Consider the following 21,631-nt stretch of genomic DNA (forward strand, 5'->3'; position numbering starts at 1 on the left):
ACGTTGACGCGCACGCTCAGACGGACGGTCATCCGTGGCTTGATTAACCGGTTCAGGTGCGCGAGCTGTCTAGCAAAAGGGCGGCAAAGAAGCTGGCAATGGGCCTCATGCCTTTTTAATCGCGGCAGGTAGCAAATACATACGAAATGGATCTAAGCGAAGCGTGACGCGGGCCCTAAGGTGAAGATGTACGTCGTTGTCGTCGGGTTTTGCCGAGACAGGCGTTCGCTACAGGAAGTGCAGCGCTTGCCGTCATGGATATGCAGGCAGGCATCAGGAAATAACAATAAAGGCGGTCAAGCCATGTTCAAACAACCGAAAGTACGGCAAGCAGGGCTCATTCTTTTCGCCACGACGCTGTTGTTGATTCTGCCGAACCTGACCAAGGTCATCGGCTGATTCAAGTGTCAGGTATTGTTTATCGCCACTGAAAATGTGACTGGCCCGCTACCCGGGCCAGCGTGGCTGTGCCAATCTTTGCGCACTTCCACGACATGGACGGCGATCACTTGAAAACGCTCATTCTGTTCGGGGCCATGCTGCTGAGCATGCCCCTGTCTGCCGCGCAGTTGAACCTGGAGCTGGGCGCGAACACTCGCACCTGGCAGACCGAGGAGTTGCTCAAGCATCCTCAGGTACAAACCCTCACGATCAAGAATGATGTGTCCTACAAGAAGGACATGACTTATCGCGCCGTGCCGATGGCCGCGCTGCTGACCGGCATCAAACCGGAGGATCACCTGCAAGCCGTAGCGCTGGACGGTTTCGCCGCCGAACTGTCCGCCGCGCCGCTACTTGAGAGCAAAGGTTCCCGCGCCTGGCTGGCCATCGAAGATCCGGCACAGCCCTGGCCGCCGCTGTCGGAAGGCAAGCACAGCGCCGGGCCGTTCTATCTGGTGTGGACCGATCCGCAGGCCGGCAACATCAGCCCGGAACAATGGCCGTTCGAAGTGGCGAGCATCAAGCGCATGGCACCGGTGGCCGAGCGCTTCCCTGCCCTGCTGCCGGATCCGGCATTGAAAGCCGACGACCCGGTGAATCAGGGATTTGCGCTGTTCCAGAAGAACTGTCTGGCCTGCCATCGCCTGAATGGCGCGGGCGATGCGCAGTTCGGGCCGGACCTGAATATTCCCTACAACCCGACCGAGTACTTCGGCGCGGACTTCCTCAAGCGCTACATCCGCGATCCGCAGAGTCTGCGTCAGTGGCCGCAGGCGAAGATGCCGGGGTTTACCGCCGAGGTGTTGCCGGATGCGGATCTGCAGAACCTTATCGGGTATTTGCAGCACATGGCCGGGCGCAAGGTTGCGCCCGCCAAGTAAACCGACCACATCGCTTACTGCTGCTGCACCGAGATGATTGGCGCTGGTGTCGGCGACACCAGCACTTTCGCGTGCATCTGCTCTGACCCGCCGCCCCGGCGCATGCCGCGCACCGGGCAGGCGTCGAGGTAATCCAGCCCCACCGCCAGTTTCAGGTGCCGCTCCGGCCGCGCCAGTTCATTGGTCACGTCAAAGCTGTACCAGGCGTCATCGATCCAGGCTTCGGCCCAGGCGTGACTGGCCAGATGCTCGCAATCCTCGCTGTACAGATAACCCGACACATAACGTGATGGCACCCCGAGGCTGCGTGCGCAAGCCAGGAAAGCGTGGGCGTGGTCCTGGCAAACACCCGCCCGCCCGGCAAATGCCTCGGTGGCGCTGGTATCGACTTCGGTGGCGCCCGGCTTGTAGGTCATGTGCTGGTTCAGACCATGCATCAGGTCGATCAGTGCATTGCGGTCCCGTCGCTGCTTGCAGGATTTCTCGGCAAACGCCCGCAACGCCTCGTCAGCTTCGGTCAGCCGGGTGAAACGCAGGAACGGCAGCGCCGACTGACTCTCGTGCTCGGCTTCGCGCAACTCGTCGATATCGACCTGCCCCCGGGCGCCGATGATGATCGCTTCGTGAGGCTCGTCCATGGTCAGGACGTGCAGGATGTTGCCGAACGGATCGAGCTGGGCTCGTACCGGGCGTGGCAGGTCGAGCTGCCAGCTCAGCACGTGCTGACGCTCGCTGTCGTGGGGTGTCAGGCGCAGGTACTGGATGCTCGCGCGCACCTGATCTTCGTAGTGATAGGTGGTCTCGTGGCTGATGGAAAGTCTCATGCGGCCTCCAGGTAGGAACTGTGAATGGCGTTGCCCAGCTGGCGCACCAGCGGGATGAATTCGGTGAGCCAGGCGTGTAGCCCTTCCTCGAGAATTTCTTGAATGCCGGTGTAGCGCAGACGCGCGTCCATTTCCGCCGCCAGCCTTTGCGCAGGGCGACCGTTGGCCCCCGGCAATTGCGCGAGGATCTGGTCGATCTCTTCGGTGCAGGCCCGCAGCGAACGCGGCACGTCGGCGCGCAACAGCAACAGCTCGGCCACATGCCGGGCGCCGGGCGCATCGCGATAGATCTCGGTGTAGGCCTCGAACGATGACAGCGCCCGCAACAAGGCGCTCCACTGGTAATAAGCGTGAGCGGTGCCGTCGCTGACTGCTTCGGCCTGATCGCCGGCCATTTCGTAACGGGCGTCGAGCAGGCGCAACGTGTTGTCCGCCCGCTCGATGAAGGTGCCCAGGCGAATGAAACGAAACGCGTCGTTGCGCATGATGGTGCCGTAGGATGCCCCACGGAACAGGTGCGAACGCTCCTTGATCCACTCGCAGAAGCGGCTCATGCCATAGCGGCTGAGGCCCTGATTGGCGATCCCGCGAATCTCCAGCCAGGTGGCGTTGATGTTCTCCCACATGTCGGCAGTGATCCGGCCACGCACCGCATGGGCGCTGGCGCGCGCCGCGCCGAGGCAGCTGTAGATGCTCGCCGGATTGGCCGCGTCGAGGGCGAAGAAGTGCAGCAAGCGCTCGGCATGCAGCTCGCCGTGGCGTTCAAGGTAATCGTCCAGCGTGCCGGTGATCAGCAGCGGCATCGCCAGTTCGTGCAGACCGTCGCCACGGCCGTCCTGCGGCATCAGCGACAGCGAATAACTGACGTCGAGCATCCGCGCGAGGTTTTCCGCCCGCTCCAGGTAGCGCGACATCCAGTACAGATCCGAGGCAGTTCTACTTAACATGGCAGGCTTCCTTCAATCCTCGACCACCCAGGTGTCCTTGGTTCCGCCGCCCTGGGATGAATTCACCACCAGAGAGCCTTCTCGCAGGGCAACACGGGTCAAACCGCCGGGCACGACCCGGGTTTCGCGGCCGGACAATACGAACGGGCGCAGGTCGATGTGGCGCGGCGCAATGCCGTTTTCGACAAAGGTCGGACAGGTCGACAGCGACAGCGTCGGTTGCGCGATGTACGCGTGGGGCTTGGCCTTGATCCGCTCGCGGAACGCATCGATTTCCGCAGTCGTCGCCGCCGGCCCCACGAGCATTCCGTAACCGCCGGAGCCCTGGGTTTCCTTGACCACCAGATCCGGAAGATTGGCCAGCACGTGGGAAAGTTCAGACGGGTTGCGGCATTGCCAGGTCGGCACGTTCTTCAGGATCGGTTCTTCGTCGAGGTAGAAACGGATCATTTCGGTAACGAACGGATACACCGATTTGTCGTCCGCCACGCCAGTGCCGATGGCATTGGCCAGCACCACGTTGCCGGAGCGATACGACGACAGCAGCCCCGGCACGCCGAGCATCGAATCCGGGCGGAACGCCAGCGGATCGAGGAACGCGTCGTCGAGCCGGCGGTAGATCACGTCCACCGCTTTCGGTCCGTCGGTGGTGCGCATGAAGACCTTGTCGTCGCGCACGAACAGATCCGCGCCCTCCACCAGCTCCACGCCCATTTCCCGGGCCAGGAACGCATGCTCGAAAAACGCGCTGTTGAACCGACCCGGCGTCAGCACCACCACACTCGGGTCGTCGATCGGGCTTGAGCTTTTCAGGGTGTCGAGCAGCAGGTTCGGGTAATGGTCGATGGGAGCGATGCGCTGGGCCGCGAACAGTTCGGGGAACAGGCGCATCATCATCTTGCGGTCTTCGAGCATGTAGCTCACGCCGCTTGGCGTGCGCAGGTTGTCCTCGAGCACGTAATAAGTGCCGTCGCCGTCGCGCACCAGATCGACGCCGGAGATGTGCGAATAGATATCGCGGTGCAGGTCCAGCCCCTGCATCGCCAACTGGTATTGCTCGTTGGCCAGCACCTGCTCGGCGGGAATGATCCCGGCCTTGATGATGCGTTGCTCGTGGTAAAGGTCGGCGAGGAACATGTTCAGCGCCTTGACCCGCTGGATGCAGCCGCGCTCGACGATCCGCCATTCACTGGCGGGAATGCTGCGCGGAATGGTGTCGAAGGGAATCAGACGCTCTGTCCCTTGCTCGTCCCCGTAGAGCGTGAAGGTGATCCCGGCACGATGGAACAGCAGATCGGCCTCGCGTCGCCGCTGGGCCAGCAGTTCGTCAGGCGTCTCGGCCAGCCAGCGGGCAAACTCCCGGTAATGCGGGCGGATCTGGCCGCCGGCATCGTACATTTCATCAAAATAGGTGCGGATCATGCCGTACTCCTTGTCACTCCGGACATACAGGCCTTCGCAAGGCCCGTGCCATCGGCATAAACGCTTTGATTTCAATCGGTTGGATAATCACAGCAGACGCACCGCACCATTCCTGTGCGGCAAATGCCCCAACCTGATCGCCCCCGCTTCATTGCGACGCAGTCCCGTCGCCTATCACCAGCATAGTCAGAGTTGATTTCACTGCCCGCCGGCGGCTGCGGATAATCCGCGCATCCGCTGCAAAAACGTCGCTGACGAAATACGCAGCCTCACTGATCCGGCTTGCCTCGGCAGCCCTCCCGGCCGTAACCCTGACCGGTTTCCTCTCCTTCCGGTCTTCCCTTTCAGCCACCCCCTCAGGTGGCTTTTTTTTGCGCCGGATTCTTGTTTCAGGGTTTTGCCATGAGGCGTTCAGGGGCAGAAACGACAACGGCCGCCCCGAAGGTCAGCCGTTGCTCGACGTCTTGCGTCAGTTATCAGTTCAAACGGTGCCGGTTGCGGATCTCCTGTTTCACGCCCCAGCCTTCGATGATGCCGCCCAAGGGCTCGACCACCGCCGAAAAACCCTGCTCGAAATCGCCAATGTCGTCGTAAGTTGCGTACATCACCTTGCTCAATTCCAGAGACCAGGCGCCGTCGTCGCGCGCACTGACCTGGGCATTGATGGATTCACCGCGAAATTTGCCTGCCGCCCTGCGTGCCCGCTCCTCGTCCGGGAAAATGGCGTAGAACTCGATGGGATGGAATCGGGAAAAATCGAAACCGCCTTCTTTCATGCGGCGCAGCACGCTGCTGCTGATGTCTTCTTGATAGGCTGTGCTCATGAATCGTCCCCCTCACATAGATGGATAGACTTTCCGTATTCCCTGCACTGGCCCACAGGGCCCGGGTGCTTACGGCAACCGCGTTGCCGGCGGGAAACAAGCATGTAGCTGACAAGACCAGACCTTAGCGATCCGTTCGCTGATCTCGCTTGCAGAGTAGCCCCAAGATAGAGCCGCTGCCAAGGCCTGGTACATGAAGAAAATGAAGATTCAGATTGGGGTGATGCTGCGGATTTCGATGCTGTTCTGGGTTTTCAGGCTTTTGGCGCCTGCATCGGAGGTTCGCCCTTCCAGATCATTGAGATCCAGTGCGGCGGCGACAGGAAGCAGTCTTTCCTTGATCAATCGAGCGGCCTCATCGTCGCTGGGGCATTCCGCACGCTCGAAGATTTCATCGACAATTTCACCGTGATCATCCACGAAAGTGACTTTCCACTTTTGCATCGGAGCCTCCTCGATCAAACCCGCAAATGGGCTTACCTCTATCTCGACTTTTGTCAGGATTGATCGTTCAAAAGGTTTACATCCGCCGAACATGAAAAAAAAGCTATCCATGTGGAAGCGGGCTTGCTCGCGAAAGCGAACGACCAGTCAACTCTACGTTGAATGATAAGACGCCTTCGCGAGCAAGCCCGCTCACACAGGGTTTTTACGGTGCTTTTAGTCGTTGCTTGGCTTGTTCACTGCTTGCAGCACGTATTGCGGCAAGGCGAAGGCGCCGATATGGATTTCCGGGTTGTAGTAGCGGGTGACGATGCCGCTGCCGATAAAGCGCTGTTGCAGCACTTCGCGGCTCAGCTTGCGATAGGCCGGGTTGGTCGAGCCCCAGGCAAAGGTCATCGAACCGCCGATGTAGGTCGGCACGGCCGCCTGATAGAAGTGCCAGTCCGGGAACAGGCTGCGCAGGCGACCGGCAGTGGTTTTCACTTCTTCGATCTGCATGAACGGCGTGCCGTTCTGGGTCACGAGGATGCCGCCCTCGTTCAGGCAGCGGTGGCAGGCCTGGTAGAAGTTTTCCGAGAACAGCACTTCGCCCGGGCCGATCGGGTCGGTGGAGTCGGAAATGATCACGTCGAATTTTTCAGTGGTGGTGGCGACGAAACGCATGCCGTCGTCGATCACCAGGTTCAGGCGTGGATCGTCGTACGCACCGCTGGAGTGGTTCGGCAGAAACTCTTTGCACATGTCGACCACGGTGCCGTCGATCTCGACCATGGTGATGTGCTCGACGCTGGCGTGTTTGGTCACTTCGCGCAGCATGCCGCCGTCGCCGCCGCCAATGATCAGCACGCGCTTGGCGGTGCCGTGGGCGAGGATCGGCACGTGAGTGAGCATTTCGTGGTAGATGAATTCATCGGCTTCGGTGGTCTGGATCACGCCGTCCAGCGCCATCACCCGGCCCATGCGCGGGTTCTGGAAAATCACCAGATGCTGGTGTTCGGTGCGCACTTCGTGCAGCAGTTTTTCCATGCGAAAACGCTGGCCGTAGCCTTCGTAGAGGGTTTCCAGGTATTCGCTGGTCTTGGTGACGGTCATGGTGAAGTGCTCCGATGAATGCGCGGGCGCCAATCGTCAGGTTCGATTGCCCGGGAAAGGCGCGCATTCTACGTTGCCGAAGATGACAGGTCGAACCTCAGTTCATCGGCCCGACCCTATCAGCGTGCGAACGGTCAGATCCGCACATTGCCCCGCGGCCCGGCAATCGCCCAGATGATCAGGCCCAGCACCGGCAGCAGGATGATCAGCAGCACCCAGAGAATTTTCATCCCGGTCTCGGCGCCGCTTTTCAGCACATTGATGATCGCCCAGATGTCGAGCGCAAGAATGATCAGGCCGACCAGGCCGTTGAACGTGGAACCCATGGTGTCACTCCAGAATAGTGGCATGCACTTTTAGGATAGACGGTCGCGCTCAGGGTTCCCTTTTATTGCGTTCAGACGTGAACGGCGACCTTCAGGGCTTCCAGCGACGGCGCGGCAGCGATGCCGACGTCGGCGCACAGTTCCAGTACGCGCGGCACGTCGTTGCCGTAGACCAGCACCACTTGCAGCTCGTCGTCGAGCAACTGGCTGAAGTTCATCAGCGTGTAACCACCGTTTTCCTTGTTCAGGCTGCTCATCTGCACCTGGATGCGGTTGAGCGCGGTCAGCGCCTCGGTCTTGGCCAGTTGCTTGGGCTTGAGGTTGAACTCCACGCCCGGGCCGAACGAAGCGACGATCTGTGCGAACAGCTCAGTGTAGGTGTCCGCCTGAAACAGTACGGTCTCCGGCAGGCTGCCGACCACCACCCATTCGCCCAGCGGAATCGGGAAAGTATCGTCGTAGTTGATGTCCGGGTTGGCGGTCAGAAATGCGTCGGCATCGGCGTAAGCCTGCGCCGCTTCATCCGCGACTTTCAGGATCTCGTCTTCGCCCATGCAGCCGGAGCTGATTTTGCTGATGAGTTCGGCGAGTGCGGCTTTCATGGGGGAGGATCCTGTGGCGAAGGGAATTTTGAGGGCGCGAAGGATAGCGCATTCTCGCCTTCGCCACAGAGCGGGTTCCGGCCAGGGGCCTCAACCCAGCAGTTTTTCCAGCTGCGCGGTGGTGTCCACGGCGCCCATGGTGCGGGCCGCGTCCAGCGCGGTGATGCCATTGGCATCCTTGGCTTTCGGATCGGCGCCCTGGTCGATCAGGTAATCGACGATTTCAACCCGGTTGAACATTGCCGCCATCATCAGCGCCGTGCGGCCATCGAAGGATGCACCTTCAATCTGCGCCCCGCCCTCGACCAAAGCCTTGACTACGGCCAGATCACCTTTGAACGCCGCGCCGGCAATCGGACTCTGGCCGTTGCCGTTGCGCTGTTCCGGGTCGGCCTTGTGCTTGAGCAGCACTTGCACCGCGTCCACGTGCCCGTAGTAACTGGCGAGCATCAGCAGGGTGTCGCCCTTGCTGTTGGTCAGGTTCACCGGCAGACCGGCAGTGATCAGGCGATCCAGCATCACCGCGTCGCCCTCGCGCGCCTTGTTGAATACCTGCTCGGTGAATTCGGCGGCTTCTTCGGGGGTCATCTGGCGGCTTTGGTCGGACATGGGGCTACTCCACTTTCGGTCAATCGGAAAGCCGACAGTTTCCCGAGCGCGGCGATAGCTGTCATCCCCTTTTTTCCAGGATGACCGATAGCCAATATCAATAGCGATACTTGCCTGCCCGGATGTCGGCAAGGATTTCATTCGTCACCTGCACGTAGGTTTCGGCTCCCGGCAGCCAGGCATAAATCGGGTCATCCCCCGTCTGGCCGGGGTCGAAGCCTTCGTTTTTCAGGCGGGTCTTCTGGTATTTGAAGGTGCCGGTGGTTTCCATTTTCACCTTGACCCGCAGGAACAACGGCACCGCGTAGGCCGGCAGGCGTTCGCGGGTGAAGGCCAGCAGCTCGGCAAAATCCAGGGTCGCCAGCGACTCGGCCGGGGTGATCGCCGCCATCCCGGCGCGGCCATTGGTGTTGTGGATTTCCACGCCATAGGCCACCGCTTCGGAAATATGCGGATGCTGGAGCAGCAGGTTCTCGACCTCGGTGGTCGAGACGTTTTCGCCCTTCCAGCGGTAGGTGTCGCCGAGGCGGTCGACAAACTGCGCATGACCAAAACCGATGTTGCGCAGCAGATCGCCGGTATTGAAAAAGCGATCCCCTTTGATGAACACGTCCTGCAGCACGACCTTGGCGGTTTTCTGCGGATCGGTGTAGCCGTCCAGCGGCGCCTTGTCGTCGATCCGCGCCAGCAACAGCCCCCGCTCGCCCCGGTCGACCTTGCGCATGAACCCGTCGTCACCGCGAATCGGCTCGCCGCTGTCCTGGTCGTAGGCCACCAACTCCCAGGCCATCAGCGAGAAACCGATGGTGTTGTCGAAATTGAGGATGTTGGTGAAGCCGATATTGCCGTCGCTGGCAGCGTACAGCTCGCAGATGTGATCCACGCCGAAGCGGGTCTTGAACTGGGCCCACGCACCGGGCCGCAAGCCGTTGCCGATCATCTTGCGCACGTCGTGACGGCTGTCGTCGGCGCTGAGCGGCTGATCCACCAGATAACGGCACAACTCGCCGACGTAACCGATGGTGGTTGCGCGGTAGCGGCGCACGTCGCTCCAGAACTGGCGGGCGCTGAACTTGCGGCGAATCGCGAAACCCGAAGCGCCATTGACCGCCGAACCCCAACACACGCAAAGCCCGGTGGCGTGGTACAGCGGCAAGGTGCAATAGACGATGTCCTCGGGGCGCATGTCGAGGGCGATCATGCCGAAGCTCGCCGAACTGCGCATCCAGCGGCCGTGCTTGAACACGCCGGCCTTGGGCAAACCGGTGGTGCCGGAGGTGTAGATATAGAAACAGGGGTCGTCGAAGAAAATCTGCCGGCTGCTGGCCGGGTTGTCGCCCGGCGCATCGGAACTGGCGCTGATCAGGTTGATGTAGCCGTCAGGCGCGATCCCCGGATGGCTGAAGGTGTCCTGATCGGCAACGAACCAGGCTCGCTCTGCCGGGATCGACACTTGCTCGCGTACCGCCGCAAACGCCGGCAGCAATTCCTCACCGACGACAATCGCCGCCGGCGTCACCAGATTGATGCTGTGGATCAGCGTATCGCGGGTCTGCGAGGTATTGAGCAGCGCGCTGACGGCGCCGATTTTGGCCAGCGCCAGAATCGTCACCAGCAGTTCCGGGCGGTTTTCGATGAACACCGCCACCACATCGCCCTTGCCGATGCCCTGCCCGATCAGATAGTAGGCGATGCGGTTGGCCCACTGGTTGACCTGTGAATAACTCAGCACCACCTCCCCCGACAGCAGCGCGGGGCCTTCGGGATTGCGCAGGGTTGCTTGCTCGAATGTCCAGCCAAGGCCGCAGGTTTGGGTCGGATCCGTGACGTTGGCCACCTTCATGCCTCTCACCACCCGCGGGATGGTTTTGGCAATCATTGGTAGTTTGCGGAGCATCATGCCCCAGGTAATCGTGTCGCTCGGCGCGTGGCGCATGGCAGCTCCCGTTCGACCTTGACGCGCAGGCCGGATTTTTATTGTCGGGCAATCGGGTGAGGCAACCGGCGCTTCTCAAGCGAGGGTCGAGGCCGAAAATACGTCAGGGCTTCGCGGGCTGTACACGCGGTTTTTGCAATGTTTTGTATCCGCCCGGCGCTGCAACGGGCAGCGTGATTACCGCTGGGGGTATTGGTTCCATCGGATCGACCATGATCCCGCAAAATGCAGGATGCACGATGGCCATTCATGCAGATTGCACGACGCCCGAAACAGTGAAAATTTATAACTTGTTGATTTATATAGATTTTTAAAAACAAAAATACTGGCACAATCGCTGCAACTCTCTCCGCATGCTTGCCATTCAAGTGCATACGGAGCTGAAAGACATGAACCTGATCCAAGAGAAATTTGCTTCCCTGTTCTCCAACTTCGCCGTCACCACTCAGCCACGTCCCGATGGCGGAATTCTGCTGACGCTGAAGAGTGCCGACGGCAAAGTATTCAAGCGTGCGCTCACCTATCAGCAATTGCACACCGGCGACCAACTGTCGTGGGCGATCAGCGCCATCCGTCGTGATCTGGCAGAACAAGCCAGCGAGCTGCCGCAGATCGGCATGCTGCAAAGTCAGCAACGTTTTGCCCTGCCGACTTATCACTCGATGTAATTCGAACACCGTATAAACAGACAGGCCGTGGAGCTTTCGCTTCACGGCCTGTTTTTTTTGCGCGGCGATTGTGTGAACTCAGAACGCTTCGGGTTCGATCCCGGTGAAGCTGTCGACGGTCACATGACCTTCAAGCTCCCCGCCCTCACGAGCCAGGCCGCAGGTTTGCAGGCCGGCGACCTGGGCGGCGTCGAGTTCCTGGACGATGTCGGAGAGGAACAGGATTTCCTGCGGCTCCACTCCGATGGCCTGCTGGATATTGCTGTACGACTGCGCTTCGCGCTTCGGCCCAGAGGTCGTGTCGAAATAGCCGCTGAACAGCGGCGTCAAATCCCCCGCTTCCGAGCAGCCGAAAATCAGCTTCTGCGCCTGGATCGAACCGGACGAATACACGAACAGTTGATACCCGGCCTGATGCCAGCGCTGGAGCGCTTCAACGGCGTCCGGGTAAACATGGCCTTTCAACTGGCCGGCCTGATAGCCCTGCTCCCAGACCATGCCCTGCAACGCTTTGAGCGGCGTGGCTTTGCGGTCTTCGGCGATCCACGCCAGCAGAATTTCCACCACCCGTTCGACGTCAGCCTGCGGCTCGTTGCTGTCGCGGCGCACCGCGTCCAGTTGCTCGGCAACATCGGCACGGGCGGCGTTCTGGCGAACGAAGTCCGGCAGATGTTTCGCCGCATAGGGAAACAGGACGTCGAACACAAAACTCACCGCGCTGGTGGTGCCTTCGATGTCGGTGAGAATGACCTTGATCGACATCGGCTCAGTCCTCCAGACGCGGGAAGCGGCCGGCGATGTCTTCGCCGGTGAAGTTGGCGACCCAGCCTTCGGGGTTGTTGAACAGGCGGATCGCCACGAAGTGCGGGTTCTCGCCCATGTCAAACCAGTGTTTGGTGCCGGCCGGCACCGAAATCAGGTCGTTCTTCTCGCACAGCACGGCGTAGACGTAATCGTCGATGTGCAAGGTAAACAGGCCGCGACCGGCGACGAAGAAGCGCACTTCGTCTTCACCGTGACGATGTTCTTCGAGGAACTTGGCGCGCAATTCGGCTTTTTGCGGGTGATCGCTGTTGAGGCTGATCACGTCGACCGTGATGTAGCCACGCTCGGTCATCAGTTTGTCGATCTGCTCTTTATAGGCACCGATCACTTCTTCCTGGCTGGCGCCGGGCTGGATCTTCGCGGCGGCTTGCCAGCGGTCGAAGCGCACGCCCTGCTCGGCCAGGGTCGAGGCGATGTCTTCGAAATGGGTCAGCACCTTGTTCGGAATCTCGGGGCTGGAAACGTGATAGACGGACAGGCTGCTCATGGGGCATTCCTCGGTATCGGCCTTGCCGTCCGGTTCTTTCAGACCGGTCGGGCACTGCATTCATCAGGCAAATGGGCTGGTTCTGGTGAAGTCAGCCTTGGCGGTTCATGACGCTGCGGGTCTTCAACTCGCATTCAAACAGGAATTCAAAGGCCTCGATCTGGCGCAACGCGTCGCTCATCTGCGCGCCCCAGGTGTAGAGGCCGTGGCCGCGAATCAGATAACCGACGCAATCGGGATGGGCGTCGAGCCAAGGCTGCACCTTGGCGGCGAGGCGCGCAATGTCCTGATCGTTGTCGAAGATCGGCACCCGCACCCGGGATTCGTGGGTCGAGATGCCGCTGAAGGCTTTTTGCAGTTCGTAGTCTTCGAACTCGATGAAGTCTTGCGGCGTCAGGCGCGACAGCACCGTGGCGTTCACCGAGTGGGTGTGCAGCACCGCGCCGATCTCCGGGCGCCAGCTGTAGAGCTGGGTGTGCAGCAGAGTTTCGGCGGACGGCTTTTTGCCGGGTTCCAGGCTGTTGCCGGACAGGTCGGTGGCGAGCACGTCGTCCAGGCCCAACTGGCCCTTGTGCTTGCCGGACACGGTCAGCAGCGCTTCGCTCGGCGACAGGCGCGTCGAGTAATTGCTGCTGGTGGCCGGCGACCAGCCGCGACCATAAAGAAAACGCCCGGCGTCGACAATTTGCCGGGCAAGCTGTTCACGGGTAAGGCTCATGGCCTGTCCTCTTGCATTCGAATGGCAATGATAACGGCAGCGGCGAGCGCTGCGAGACTGGCAATACTAAAGGTCAATGTCGCGCCGAGGGCATTCCAGCTGTAACCGGAATACAACGCGCCGAGCGCGCCACCGGTGCCAGCCAGCGCGGCATACAACGCCTGACCCTGCCCTTGCTGACGGGCGCCGAAGCTACGTTGCACGAACGCGATGGCAGCCGCATGAAAGCTGCCGAACGTCGCCGCGTGCAACACCTGGGCAAACAACAGGATCCAAAGGAATTCGGCGAACGAACCTAGCAGCAACCAGCGCAACGCCGCCAGCAGAAAACTCGCCATCAGCACCCGCCGCAGGGAAAAACGCGCGAGGATCCGGCTCATGGCCATGAACATCAGCACTTCTGCCACCACGCCGACCGCCCAGAGCATGCCGATCACGCCACGGCTGTAACCCAGTCGTTCGAGGTGCAGGGTCAAAAACGTGTAATACGGCCCGTGGCTCATCTGCATCAGCGCCACGCAACCGTAGAACGCCAGCACCCCGGGACTGCGCAACTGTTTGAGAAAGCCCTCCCCGGTCGGTCGATTACCCTGAGGCGGTTGCGCGTTCGGCACCCAAAGACTGCTGAGCACGATGCCAGCCATGATCAACACCAGCGCCGCCGGGTAGATGTCGAGGCTGAGCCATTCGAACAGGCGACCGAGGGCGACCACGGTGATGATGAAACCGATCGAGCCCCACAGGCGAATCTGACTGTAGCGGGAGGTCTGGCCCTGCAAATGCGCGAGGGTGATGACTTCGAACTGCGGCAGCACCGCGTGCCAGAAAAACGCATGCAAAGCCATGACCATCGCCAGCCAGGCGTAGGTCTTGCTGACGAAAATCAGCGAGAAAGTCAGCAGCGTGCACACCGCGCCAAAGCGCACGATGGCCAGGCGCCTGCCGGTGTAATCGCCAAGCCAGCCCCAGATGTTGGGTGCCACGCAGCGCATCAGCATCGGGATTGCTACCAGCTCGCCGATCCGCGCGGCACTGAAACCAAGGTGATCGAAGTACAGCGCCAGAAACGGCGCCGTCGAACCGAGCAAGGCGAAATAGAACAGATAGAAACTGGACAGCCGCCAGTACGGAAGCACCGCCACGGTCAGACCGCGACGGCTTCGAGATCACTCATCAAAGCTGACCCAGCACTGGCGTGCTCACGCGCACATCGGCGTTCTGGCCACGGTGACGCAGCAGGTGATCCATCAACACGATGGCCATCATCGCTTCGGCAATCGGCGTGGCGCGGATACCGACACATGGGTCGTGACGGCCCTTGGTAATGACATCGACCGGGTTGCCGTCGATGTCGATCGAACGCCCCGGGGTGGTGATGCTTGAGGTCGGCTTCAAGGCCAGGTGCGCGACGATCGGCTGCCCCGAAGAGATCCCGCCAAGGATGCCGCCCGCGTTGTTGCTGAGGAAACCTTCCGGGGTCAGCTCGTCGCGGTGTTCGGTCCCGCGCTGGGCAACGCAGGCAAAACCGGCGCCGATTTCCACACCTTTGACCGCGTTGATGCTCATCAGCGCATGGGCCAGTTCGGCATCGAGACGGTCGAAGATCGGCTCGCCCAGGCCCGGCATCACGCCTTCGGCCACCACGGTGATCTTGGCCCCGACGGAATCCTGATCGCGGCGCAGTTGATCCATGTAGGCTTCCAGCTCCGGCACTTTGTCCGGGTCCGGGCTGAAGAAGGCATTCTGCTCGACCGACTCCCAGGTCTTGAACGGGATTTCGATCGGGCCGAGCTGGCTCATGTAGCCGCGAATGACGATGCCCTGGCTGGCCAGGTACTTCTTGGCGATGGCGCCGGCCGCGACGCGCATGGCGGTTTCCCGCGCCGAGCTGCGACCGCCGCCGCGATAATCGCGCTCGCCGTATTTGTGGTGGTAGGTGTAGTCGGCGTGGGCCGGGCGGAACAGGTCCTTGATCGCCGAGTAGTCCTTGGACTTCTGGTCGGTGTTGCGGATCAGCAGACCGATGGAGCAGCCAGTGGTGCGGCCCTCGAACACGCCGGAGAGGATTTCGACTTCGTCGGCTTCCTGGCGCTGGGTGGTGTGGCGGCTGGTGCCCGGTTTGCGACGGTCGAGATCGCGTTGCAGGTCCTCAAGGGAAATCTCCAGGCCCGGCGGGCAGCCGTCGACAATGGCGACCAACGCCGGACCATGGCTTTCGCCAGCGGTGGTGACAGTGAACAGCTTGCCGTAGGTATTGCCGGACATGCAGGACGCTCCGTGAAATCGAACCCAAATTCGTGATGCGCGCCAGTATACGCAGGCTAACCGAGTAGTTCATCCTCGAACCTTAGCGGTGCGGGTGAGTCCAACCGGCACCTTGGCAAATGATGGCGTGATGATGCTGCGAGTTTTGATCTTGAGCCTTTCCCTGTTTACCGGCTTCGTCCAGGCGACTGTCCTGCAACGACCGGTCACGTTGACGACTGCCAACGGCGAACTTTTCGGCTCGCTGCTGCTGCCCAAATCCGACAACCCCGTGCCGGTTGTCCTGATCCTTTCCGGCTCGGGTCCTACCGATCGTGACGGAAACAATCCCGACGGCGGGCGCAATGACAGCCTCAAGCGCCTGGCCTGGGTGCTGGCCAAACACAACGTCGCCAGTGTGCGTTTCGACAAGCGCGGGGGGGGGGGGGGGGGGGCCCCGCCGGCCCGCCACCCCGGACGAGCGAAACCTGTCGGTGCAAGCCTACGTGGCGGACGCGGTGGCCTGGGGTCAGAAGCTGAAAGCCGATCCGCGCTTCGGCCCGTTGATCCTGCTCGGTCACAGCGAAGGCGCGCTGATTGCCAGCCTGGCCGCTCCAAAGGTCGACGCGGCGGCGGTCATTTCGCTCTCCGGCACAGCCCGACCGATCGATCAGGTGCTGCGCCGGCAACTGGCCCGCAGCCTCGCTCCCCCGTTGATGCTGCGCAGCAACGAACTGCTCGACAGCCTCAAGGCCGGGCATACCGACGACAATGTGCCAGCCCCGTTGCAGGTGATTTTCCGTCCGAGTGTGCAGCCATACCTGATTTCGCTGTTCCGTCAGGATCCGGCAGCGACCTTCGCCCAGCTGAAAATGCCGGCGCTGATCGTGCAAGGCAGCAACGACATTCAGGTCCAGGTCGATGATGCGAAATTGCTCAAGGCCGCCAAGCCGGATGCGCAACTGGCGCTGATCGAAGGCATGAACCACGTGTTGCGCATCGTGCCCAACGACGTGAAGCGACAACTGGCCTCCTACAAGGACCCGAATTTGCCCCTGGCGGCTGAACTGGGGACACGCGTTCTTGAATTTATTGACGGACTTCGCACCCGTTGAGCGCTAGGGGGCGTTCTCAGCTAGTTTTCACGCCGCGCCGGGTCTGCTGTTGTGCAGGGCAAGGCGCGAGAAGCGTGGTTTGGTCATTCCAAATAAGCTTCGAGCAACGCAGCCCTGCACAACAGCAGGCCCGGCCCTTCGGGTTGTGCCTTAAAGCGGGCCAGCCTGCGTTGCAGGCCTTGGAAAGGGAACAACCATTTCCAGCGGCCTACGCCTTGCCTGGCCCGCTTTAAGGCGACAACGCGGCGTAAAAACTAGCTGAGAACGCCCCCAGACCCTCTAGGACTTTGGAAAACGGCCGATAAGCCTTTGTCGCCAGCGTACTGGCTGGCGGCAAGCAGCTTGGACAGGATCTCGCCGTTATGAACGATACCCAGACTTCACCCGACACCACCGCTGAAAAAGACGCACCGCCAGCGGTCGAGCTGCCCTGGGCGGATGTCCACGTCGAGCACCACAAGATGCTCCGCCTGGCGCCGTTGCAGACCGACCGCAACACCGGCGGGCGACCGCTGCGCTTTGTTGAATTCGGTTACGCCGAGCGCAACGGCAAAGAACACAGCCTGATGCGCATGGCGATCAAGTTGCCTGCTCAGCGCGTGCGTAAAGAACAGAATCAACTGGATATTTGGGTCGACCACACCACCAAGCGTGTGCATTTCGGCCCGGACAGCGGTTTGCAGATCGAACCGCTGAACCGTGGCATCGGCCGTTTCATGGCTGCCCAAGGCATCAACTGGGCAAAAAAGCGCTGGCCCACCTACACCGTCGACGGCATGGACTTGAACAACAAGGACGCGCTGAACGAAGACACTCGCCTGCGCCGCGATCACTTTCTACGGGTGCATGGCTTTGATGTGGTTTACGCCGACGCCCAGCATTTGAAGGGCAGCGTCAAGGAAGTGAAGGTCGGCGACCTGCTGGGTGACTGGAACAGCGAAAAGCTGCAGATTGTCGAAATTCTCGAAGCTGCGCAGATGTTGCAACAGGCCGAGCAGAACCTGGCCGAGCAGGAAGTGAAGCTGAAGAAGCAGGAAGACAAGGTCAGCAAGTTCAAGCGCGAAGACGCCGGGTTGCGATTCACCATTACTTGTCTGGTGGCGTTTGCGGTGTTTCAGGCCGGGTTGCTGATCTGGATTGCAACCCACCGGTAAAGACTACAGACCGAGGCGCACCCATCGCGGGCAAGCCACGCTCCCACAGGTTTGTGTCGTATCCGGGCGTTACGGCACACACGGAAACTGTGGGAGCGGGCTTGCCCCGGGCGGCGTTCCGACGAAGCTTTTAAGGGTCAGACGCGAGAAGCGAACAGCGCCTGATGATCGCGGCACTGTTCGGCGGTCAGCATGAACACGCCGTGCCCGCCGCGCTCGAACTCCAGCCACGCGAAGTCGACCTCCGGGTACAGCGCTTCGACGTGGACCTGGCTGTTGCCCACCTCGACAATCAGCAAACCCTTCTTGGTCAGATGATCCGCCGCTTCGGCGAGCATCCGGCGTACCAGGTTCAAACCATCGTCGCCACAGGCCAGGCCCAGTTCCGGCTCGTGCTGGTATTCGTCCGGCATGTCGGCGAAATCTTCCGCATCGACGTAGGGCGGGTTCGACACGATCAGGTCGAAACGTTGACCCGGCAAACCATCGAAACCATCGCCCTGCACCGTGAACACCCGCTCATCGACGCCATGACGCTCGATATTCTGGTTTGCCACTTCCAGCGCTTCGAACGACAGATCCGCCAGCACCACTTCGGCGTTCTGGAACTCGTAGGCACACGCGATGCCGATGCAGCCGGAGCCGGTGCACAGGTCGAGAATCCGCGCCGGTTCGTCACCGATCCATGGAGCAAAACGGTTTTCGATCAACTCGCCAATCGGCGAACGCGGGATCAGCACACGCTCATCGACGATGAACGACATGCCGCAGAACCAGGCTTCGCCCAGCAGGTAAGCGGTTGGAATACGTTCTTCGATGCGGCGCTTGAGCAGGCGCTGAAGGTTGACCAGTTCATCGTCTTCCAGCGCGCAATCCAGATAGCTGTCGGCGATTTCCCATGGCAGGTGCAAGGCACCGAGCACTAGCTGCCGGGCTTCGTCCCAGGCATTGTCGGTGCCATGGCCGAAAAACAGATCCTCCCCATGGAAGCGGCTGACGGCCCAACGGATGTGGTCGCGCAGGGTACGAAGTCGGGAAGTGATCACGGGGCAGAACTCCAGAAAAAACGACTGGCGATTCTAGCAGCCAAAACGCGCCGCGACGACGCAGGAAAGATTCCTGTGCGACGGTAGGACTCTTCCGATTTTCCCCTCAGCTATTGAACAGATCGTGTAACTTGACAAGGCTGCAGGCCAGCAACGACGGTGCCTACGATGGTAGCGATTCACAGAACCGCTCAGCCAGAGGACAATGTCGCAAAAGCCCCACCCGAAGGAGCCCCAGAATGTCCGTTCCAAAAACGATGTTTCAACTCAGCGGTCGCGGTTACGCAGCGGCCACGTTGAGCCATGCCACCGTGGTCATCATCGATGCCCAGAAAGAGTACCTCAGCGGCCCGCTGGCCCTGAGCGGCATGGACGCGGCTGTCGCGAACATCAAACAACTGGTTGCCGCCGCCCGCGCAGCCGGTCGGCCGATCGTGCACGTGCGTCACCTCGGCACCGTCGGCGGTCTGTTCGACCCGCAGGGCGAACGCGGCGAGTTCATCCCCGGTCTGGAACCCCAGGGCGATGAAACCATCATCGGCAAACTGCTGCCGAGCGCCTTTCACGGCACAGAACTCTACGATCGTCTGCAAACCATCGGCTCGCTGGATCTGATCGTCTGCGGCTTCATGAGTCACTCCAGCGTCAGCACCACCGTGCGCGCCGCGAAGAACCTGGGTTTCCGCTGCACCCTCGTCGAAGACGCCTGCGCCACCCGCGATCTACCGTTCAAGGGCCGCGTACTCAGTGCCGCACAGGTGCAGGAGGCGGAAATGGCAATCATGGCCGACAACTTCGCCACCCTCGCCCTGACCCAGGATCTGATCTGATCGATCGTAAATGAGCGGCCCGGCCCGCCGCTCATCTGCAAAAACCTCGCATTTGCTTCAATTACCCTAGCCTCAGGAACAACCCGGTCAACTCCCGGTCGAAGGGCCGATACCCATTGAGGAAGGTCGGAATGAAGTTATCCGATGGATTTGACGCACGCCGCTTGCGGCCCAAAGGCCAAAGCAACTGGCGATTTCGATTCGGCGCGGCGATCGCGGCCATTCTGGCCACGTTCGGCGTGCTGCTGGCGATGGCCGGGGCCGCCAGCCTGCTGGGGCGCCCGCCGGCGCTCGGCGATCTGAATGCAACACCGCTCGGCTCGGCGATCATTCTCGCGGTCGGCCTGCTGTTCCTGTATTTCGGCGTGGCCCTGTGGCGTCGTTGCCGGCGTCGCGCACGGCAATCGCGAGAATTGAACATGTCCCCGCACCTGATGAAAAAACACGATTGAATTGAGGGCCTGGCTTTTTGCCGGGCCGTTTTGTGTCCGTTTGGGTAAACTGGCCGCCCTTCGCGGAGGCTGACATGCAAGACGACGATTTTTCCCTGTTCAAAAGTGCGATCCAAGGCGTCAAGCCGATCAAGCACGACCGCGCCGACACCGGCAAACCCAAGACTGACCGTGACCGGATCGCCAAGCTGCGCCAGTCCGCCACCGTGCGCACCGACACCACCACCGTTGACGGCCTGTCCGATCAGTTCGTGATCGACGTCGGCCCCGAAGACGAACTGATGTGGGCCCGCGACGGCGTGCAGGAAAGCCAGATGCGCAAACTCAAGATCGGGCAGATCCCGTTTGAAGGCAGCCTCGACCTGCACGGCATGAACGTCGAAAAGGCCCGGGAAACCCTTTGGGCGTTTCTCGCCGAAGCCACCAGATTCGAAATCCGCTGCGTGCGCGTCACCCACGGCAAGGCTGTGCGGCTGGACGGCAAGCGGCCGATGATCAAAAGCCACGTCAACACCTGGCTGCGCCAGCATGCGCAAGTGCTCGGTTTCTGCTCGTGCCAAGCGAAACATGGCGGCGCCGGCGCGGTTTACGTGATGCTCAAACGCACCATGATGGAAGGCCGCGACGAATAAACCCGTCACACCGAACTTGCAGGGTCGTGTCCGCCACCGTACCCTTGCCCTTTGCGAAAATCCCCACAGGTAGTTTCATGTCCCTGGAACAGAATTACACCGCGATTCTCGGCCAACTGGGCGAGGACGTCTCCCGCGAGGGCCTGCTCGACACGCCAAAGCGTGCCGCCAAAGCCATGCAGTACCTCTGCCGCGGTTATCAACAGACGCTCGAAGAGGTCACCAACGGTGCCCTGTTCAGCTCCGACAACAGCGAAATGGTGCTGGTCAAGGACATCGAGCTCTACTCGTTGTGCGAACACCACCTGCTGCCGTTCATCGGCAAGGCCCATGTCGCTTACATCCCGAGCGGCAAAGTGCTGGGCCTGTCGAAGGTCGCGCGGATCGTCGACATGTACGCCCGCCGCCTGCAGATCCAGGAAAACCTCAGCCGCCAGATCGCCGATGCGGTCCAGCAGGTCACCGGCGCGCTGGGCGTGGCCGTGGTGATCGAGGCCAAGCACATGTGCATGATGATGCGCGGTGTGGAGAAGCAGAACTCGTCGATGATCACTTCGGTGATGCTCGGTGAGTTCCGTGAAAACGCGGCGACCCGCAGCGAGTTTCTCAGCCTGATCAAGTAATGCGTGACAGAAAAAAACCGGCGTTGATCGCCGGTTTTTTTTCGTCCGTGAAAAATCGGGTAAGCTGCGCGCCTTCTTCAATGTCCCTGTGAGGCTTGTAACGTGTTCGTCAAAGCGCTTCGTGTCGGCCTCGGCCAACTGATCATCTTCGTTGATTTCCTCACCCGCCCGGGCAAGAAACAGCGCCCCGCCGCTGCCCAGGCCCAGGTTGACGCCGCCGCCAAGGACCTGACCCTGTATCAGTTCCACGCCTGCCCGTTCTGCGTGAAGACCCGCCGCAGCCTGCGTCGCCTGAACGTTCCGGTGGCCTTGAAGGATGCGAAAAACAACGAGCAGGATCGTCAGACCCTGCTGGAACAGGGCGGCAAGATCAAAGTGCCGTGCCTGCGCATCGAAGAGAACGGCCAGACCACCTGGATGTATGAGTCCAACACCATCATCGAGTATCTGAACAAGCGGTTCGCCGCAGTCTGATCCAAAAAAACCGGC

The 21,631-nt window shown here is 60.9% G+C and carries 24 protein-coding genes and 1 pseudogene; 9 read left to right on the forward strand and 16 right to left on the reverse strand.

All coding sequences use genetic code 11. The features are described 5' to 3' along the window. Positions 1 to 494: 494 nt before the first annotated feature. A complete protein-coding gene (locus tag QLG12_RS11095) occupies positions 495 to 1,322 on the forward strand; it encodes a cytochrome c (protein WP_197869548.1) in 828 nt (275 codons plus the stop codon). A 14-nt stretch (positions 1,323 to 1,336) separates the two neighbouring features. On the opposite strand, the gene QLG12_RS11100 is transcribed toward QLG12_RS11095, so the two are convergent. The 10 genes from QLG12_RS11100 to QLG12_RS11145 form a co-directional block, all read right to left on the reverse strand. Further along, positions 1,337 to 2,146: a transglutaminase family protein gene (locus QLG12_RS11100; RefSeq protein ID WP_282474508.1), complete on the reverse strand. Its 810-nt coding sequence runs from the start codon at positions 2,144 to 2,146 to the stop codon at positions 1,337 to 1,339. Next, positions 2,143 to 3,093: an alpha-E domain-containing protein gene (locus tag QLG12_RS11105; RefSeq protein WP_007959974.1), complete on the reverse strand. Its 951-nt coding sequence runs from the start codon at positions 3,091 to 3,093 to the stop codon at positions 2,143 to 2,145. Before QLG12_RS11105 ends, QLG12_RS11100 begins: the two co-directional genes overlap by 4 nt. A gap of 12 nt (positions 3,094 to 3,105) precedes the next feature. Then, a complete protein-coding gene (locus QLG12_RS11110; RefSeq protein WP_039769936.1) occupies positions 3,106 to 4,515 on the reverse strand; it encodes a circularly permuted type 2 ATP-grasp protein in 1,410 nt (469 codons plus the stop codon). Positions 4,516 to 4,991: 476 nt separating this feature from the next. Further along, positions 4,992 to 5,339 carry a ribonuclease E inhibitor RraB gene (locus tag QLG12_RS11115; RefSeq protein WP_007959978.1) on the reverse strand — a complete coding sequence of 116 codons (348 nt, stop codon included), beginning with the start codon at positions 5,337 to 5,339 and terminating at the stop codon, positions 4,992 to 4,994. 210 nt (positions 5,340 to 5,549) lie between these two features. Next, a complete protein-coding gene (locus QLG12_RS11120) occupies positions 5,550 to 5,783 on the reverse strand; it encodes a hypothetical protein (protein ID WP_096822956.1) in 234 nt (77 codons plus the stop codon). A gap of 216 nt (positions 5,784 to 5,999) precedes the next feature. Further along, positions 6,000 to 6,875 carry a polyamine aminopropyltransferase gene (gene speE, locus QLG12_RS11125; protein WP_011333216.1) on the reverse strand — a complete coding sequence of 292 codons (876 nt, stop codon included), beginning with the start codon at positions 6,873 to 6,875 and terminating at the stop codon, positions 6,000 to 6,002. A gap of 134 nt (positions 6,876 to 7,009) precedes the next feature. Beyond that, entirely contained in the window at positions 7,010 to 7,201 is a 192-nt protein-coding gene (locus QLG12_RS11130) for a PLDc N-terminal domain-containing protein (protein ID WP_007959984.1), read from the reverse strand. Between the two features lie 71 nt (positions 7,202 to 7,272). Then, on the reverse strand, positions 7,273 to 7,803 hold the full coding sequence (locus tag QLG12_RS11135; RefSeq protein ID WP_197869538.1) for a hypothetical protein: 531 nt from the start codon (positions 7,801 to 7,803) through the stop codon (positions 7,273 to 7,275). Positions 7,804 to 7,893: 90 nt separating this feature from the next. Further along, entirely contained in the window at positions 7,894 to 8,412 is a 519-nt protein-coding gene (locus QLG12_RS11140; RefSeq protein WP_011333214.1) for an ankyrin repeat domain-containing protein, read from the reverse strand. Between the two features lie 97 nt (positions 8,413 to 8,509). Then, entirely contained in the window at positions 8,510 to 10,348 is a 1,839-nt protein-coding gene (locus tag QLG12_RS11145) for a long-chain-acyl-CoA synthetase (RefSeq protein WP_282474509.1), read from the reverse strand. 389 nt (positions 10,349 to 10,737) lie between these two features. Between QLG12_RS11145 and QLG12_RS11150 the strand changes: the two genes are divergently transcribed. Beyond that, the gene (locus QLG12_RS11150; protein WP_064378723.1) at positions 10,738 to 11,016 is read left to right on the forward strand and encodes a DUF3509 domain-containing protein; all 279 of its coding nucleotides are present in this window, start codon (positions 10,738 to 10,740) and stop codon (positions 11,014 to 11,016) included. Positions 11,017 to 11,094: 78 nt separating this feature from the next. On the opposite strand, the gene mtnC is transcribed toward QLG12_RS11150, so the two are convergent. The 5 genes from mtnC to aroC form a co-directional block, all read right to left on the reverse strand. Beyond that, positions 11,095 to 11,778: an acireductone synthase gene (gene mtnC / locus QLG12_RS11155; RefSeq protein WP_197869540.1), complete on the reverse strand. Its 684-nt coding sequence runs from the start codon at positions 11,776 to 11,778 to the stop codon at positions 11,095 to 11,097. Positions 11,779 to 11,782: 4 nt separating this feature from the next. Then, on the reverse strand, positions 11,783 to 12,328 hold the full coding sequence (locus QLG12_RS11160) for an acireductone dioxygenase (RefSeq protein ID WP_039770173.1): 546 nt from the start codon (positions 12,326 to 12,328) through the stop codon (positions 11,783 to 11,785). Between the two features lie 91 nt (positions 12,329 to 12,419). Further along, entirely contained in the window at positions 12,420 to 13,046 is a 627-nt protein-coding gene (locus tag QLG12_RS11165; protein ID WP_197869542.1) for a methylthioribulose 1-phosphate dehydratase, read from the reverse strand. Then, positions 13,043 to 14,194 carry an MFS transporter gene (locus QLG12_RS11170; protein ID WP_197869549.1) on the reverse strand — a complete coding sequence of 384 codons (1,152 nt, stop codon included), beginning with the start codon at positions 14,192 to 14,194 and terminating at the stop codon, positions 13,043 to 13,045. The genes QLG12_RS11165 and QLG12_RS11170 overlap by 4 nt, the downstream gene beginning before the upstream one ends. A 25-nt stretch (positions 14,195 to 14,219) precedes the next feature. Beyond that, on the reverse strand, positions 14,220 to 15,311 hold the full coding sequence (aroC, locus tag QLG12_RS11175) for a chorismate synthase (protein WP_011333207.1): 1,092 nt from the start codon (positions 15,309 to 15,311) through the stop codon (positions 14,220 to 14,222). A 130-nt stretch (positions 15,312 to 15,441) separates the two neighbouring features. Here aroC and QLG12_RS11180 point away from each other — a divergent pair. Next, positions 15,442 to 16,405 (forward strand): annotated as a pseudogene (locus tag QLG12_RS11180) (alpha/beta fold hydrolase). A 362-nt stretch (positions 16,406 to 16,767) separates the two neighbouring features. After that, the gene (locus QLG12_RS11185; protein WP_197869550.1) at positions 16,768 to 17,559 is read left to right on the forward strand and encodes a hypothetical protein; all 792 of its coding nucleotides are present in this window, start codon (positions 16,768 to 16,770) and stop codon (positions 17,557 to 17,559) included. Positions 17,560 to 17,696: 137 nt separating this feature from the next. On the opposite strand, the gene prmB is transcribed toward QLG12_RS11185, so the two are convergent. Further along, entirely contained in the window at positions 17,697 to 18,605 is a 909-nt protein-coding gene (gene prmB, locus QLG12_RS11190; protein ID WP_197869551.1) for a 50S ribosomal protein L3 N(5)-glutamine methyltransferase, read from the reverse strand. 239 nt (positions 18,606 to 18,844) lie between these two features. Here prmB and QLG12_RS11195 point away from each other — a divergent pair, with 239 nt between their 5' ends. The 5 genes from QLG12_RS11195 (at position 18,845) to QLG12_RS11215 (ending at position 21,616) form a co-directional block, all read left to right on the forward strand. Next, positions 18,845 to 19,435: a cysteine hydrolase family protein gene (locus tag QLG12_RS11195; protein ID WP_197869552.1), complete on the forward strand. Its 591-nt coding sequence runs from the start codon at positions 18,845 to 18,847 to the stop codon at positions 19,433 to 19,435. 131 nt (positions 19,436 to 19,566) lie between these two features. Further along, positions 19,567 to 19,887 (forward strand): hypothetical protein, encoded by a 321-nt coding sequence (locus tag QLG12_RS11200; RefSeq protein WP_007960009.1) that lies wholly within the window; start codon positions 19,567 to 19,569, stop codon positions 19,885 to 19,887. A 74-nt stretch (positions 19,888 to 19,961) separates the two neighbouring features. Then, entirely contained in the window at positions 19,962 to 20,519 is a 558-nt protein-coding gene (locus QLG12_RS11205) for a Smr/MutS family protein (protein ID WP_197869553.1), read from the forward strand. Positions 20,520 to 20,596: 77 nt separating this feature from the next. After that, positions 20,597 to 21,142, forward strand: a complete 546-nt coding sequence (gene folE, locus QLG12_RS11210) for a GTP cyclohydrolase I FolE (protein WP_011333202.1) — start codon at positions 20,597 to 20,599, stop codon at positions 21,140 to 21,142. Positions 21,143 to 21,244: 102 nt separating this feature from the next. Further along, positions 21,245 to 21,616 carry a glutathione S-transferase N-terminal domain-containing protein gene (locus QLG12_RS11215; RefSeq protein WP_007960011.1) on the forward strand — a complete coding sequence of 124 codons (372 nt, stop codon included), beginning with the start codon at positions 21,245 to 21,247 and terminating at the stop codon, positions 21,614 to 21,616. Positions 21,617 to 21,631 lie beyond the last annotated feature (15 nt).

The sequence above is a fragment of the Pseudomonas sp. V88_4 genome, assembly GCF_029967985.1.
Taxonomy (GTDB): Bacteria; Pseudomonadota; Gammaproteobacteria; order Pseudomonadales; family Pseudomonadaceae; genus Aquipseudomonas; species Aquipseudomonas glycinae.

Bases quoted from the DNA above. Each gene is read 5' to 3' on its own strand.
- speE (WP_011333216.1), bottom strand. From the start codon at position 6,875: ATGACCGTCACCAAGACCAGCGAATACCTGGAAACCCTCTACGAAGGC.
- QLG12_RS11205 (WP_197869553.1), top strand. From the start codon at position 19,962: ATGCAAGACGACGATTTTTCCCTGTTCAAAAGTGCGATCCAAGGCGTC.
- aroC (WP_011333207.1), bottom strand. From the start codon at position 15,311: ATGTCCGGCAATACCTACGGCAAGCTGTTCACTGTCACCACCGCTGGC.
- QLG12_RS11105 (WP_007959974.1), bottom strand. From the start codon at position 3,093: ATGTTAAGTAGAACTGCCTCGGATCTGTACTGGATGTCGCGCTACCTG.
- QLG12_RS11160 (WP_039770173.1), bottom strand. From the start codon at position 12,328: ATGAGCAGCCTGTCCGTCTATCACGTTTCCAGCCCCGAGATTCCGAAC.
- QLG12_RS11140 (WP_011333214.1), bottom strand. From the start codon at position 8,412: ATGTCCGACCAAAGCCGCCAGATGACCCCCGAAGAAGCCGCCGAATTC.
- QLG12_RS11165 (WP_197869542.1), bottom strand. From the start codon at position 13,046: ATGAGCCTTACCCGTGAACAGCTTGCCCGGCAAATTGTCGACGCCGGG.
- QLG12_RS11185 (WP_197869550.1), top strand. From the start codon at position 16,768: ATGAACGATACCCAGACTTCACCCGACACCACCGCTGAAAAAGACGCA.
- folE (WP_011333202.1), top strand. From the start codon at position 20,597: ATGTCCCTGGAACAGAATTACACCGCGATTCTCGGCCAACTGGGCGAG.
- QLG12_RS11200 (WP_007960009.1), top strand. From the start codon at position 19,567: ATGAAGTTATCCGATGGATTTGACGCACGCCGCTTGCGGCCCAAAGGC.
- QLG12_RS11150 (WP_064378723.1), top strand. From the start codon at position 10,738: ATGAACCTGATCCAAGAGAAATTTGCTTCCCTGTTCTCCAACTTCGCC.
- QLG12_RS11145 (WP_282474509.1), bottom strand. From the start codon at position 10,348: ATGCGCCACGCGCCGAGCGACACGATTACCTGGGGCATGATGCTCCGC.
- QLG12_RS11095 (WP_197869548.1), top strand. From the start codon at position 495: ATGGACGGCGATCACTTGAAAACGCTCATTCTGTTCGGGGCCATGCTG.
- QLG12_RS11130 (WP_007959984.1), bottom strand. From the start codon at position 7,201: ATGGGTTCCACGTTCAACGGCCTGGTCGGCCTGATCATTCTTGCGCTC.
- mtnC (WP_197869540.1), bottom strand. From the start codon at position 11,778: ATGTCGATCAAGGTCATTCTCACCGACATCGAAGGCACCACCAGCGCG.
- QLG12_RS11135 (WP_197869538.1), bottom strand. From the start codon at position 7,803: ATGAAAGCCGCACTCGCCGAACTCATCAGCAAAATCAGCTCCGGCTGC.
- QLG12_RS11100 (WP_282474508.1), bottom strand. From the start codon at position 2,146: ATGAGACTTTCCATCAGCCACGAGACCACCTATCACTACGAAGATCAG.
- QLG12_RS11195 (WP_197869552.1), top strand. From the start codon at position 18,845: ATGTCCGTTCCAAAAACGATGTTTCAACTCAGCGGTCGCGGTTACGCA.
- QLG12_RS11115 (WP_007959978.1), bottom strand. From the start codon at position 5,339: ATGAGCACAGCCTATCAAGAAGACATCAGCAGCAGCGTGCTGCGCCGC.
- QLG12_RS11120 (WP_096822956.1), bottom strand. From the start codon at position 5,783: ATGCAAAAGTGGAAAGTCACTTTCGTGGATGATCACGGTGAAATTGTC.
- QLG12_RS11110 (WP_039769936.1), bottom strand. From the start codon at position 4,515: ATGATCCGCACCTATTTTGATGAAATGTACGATGCCGGCGGCCAGATC.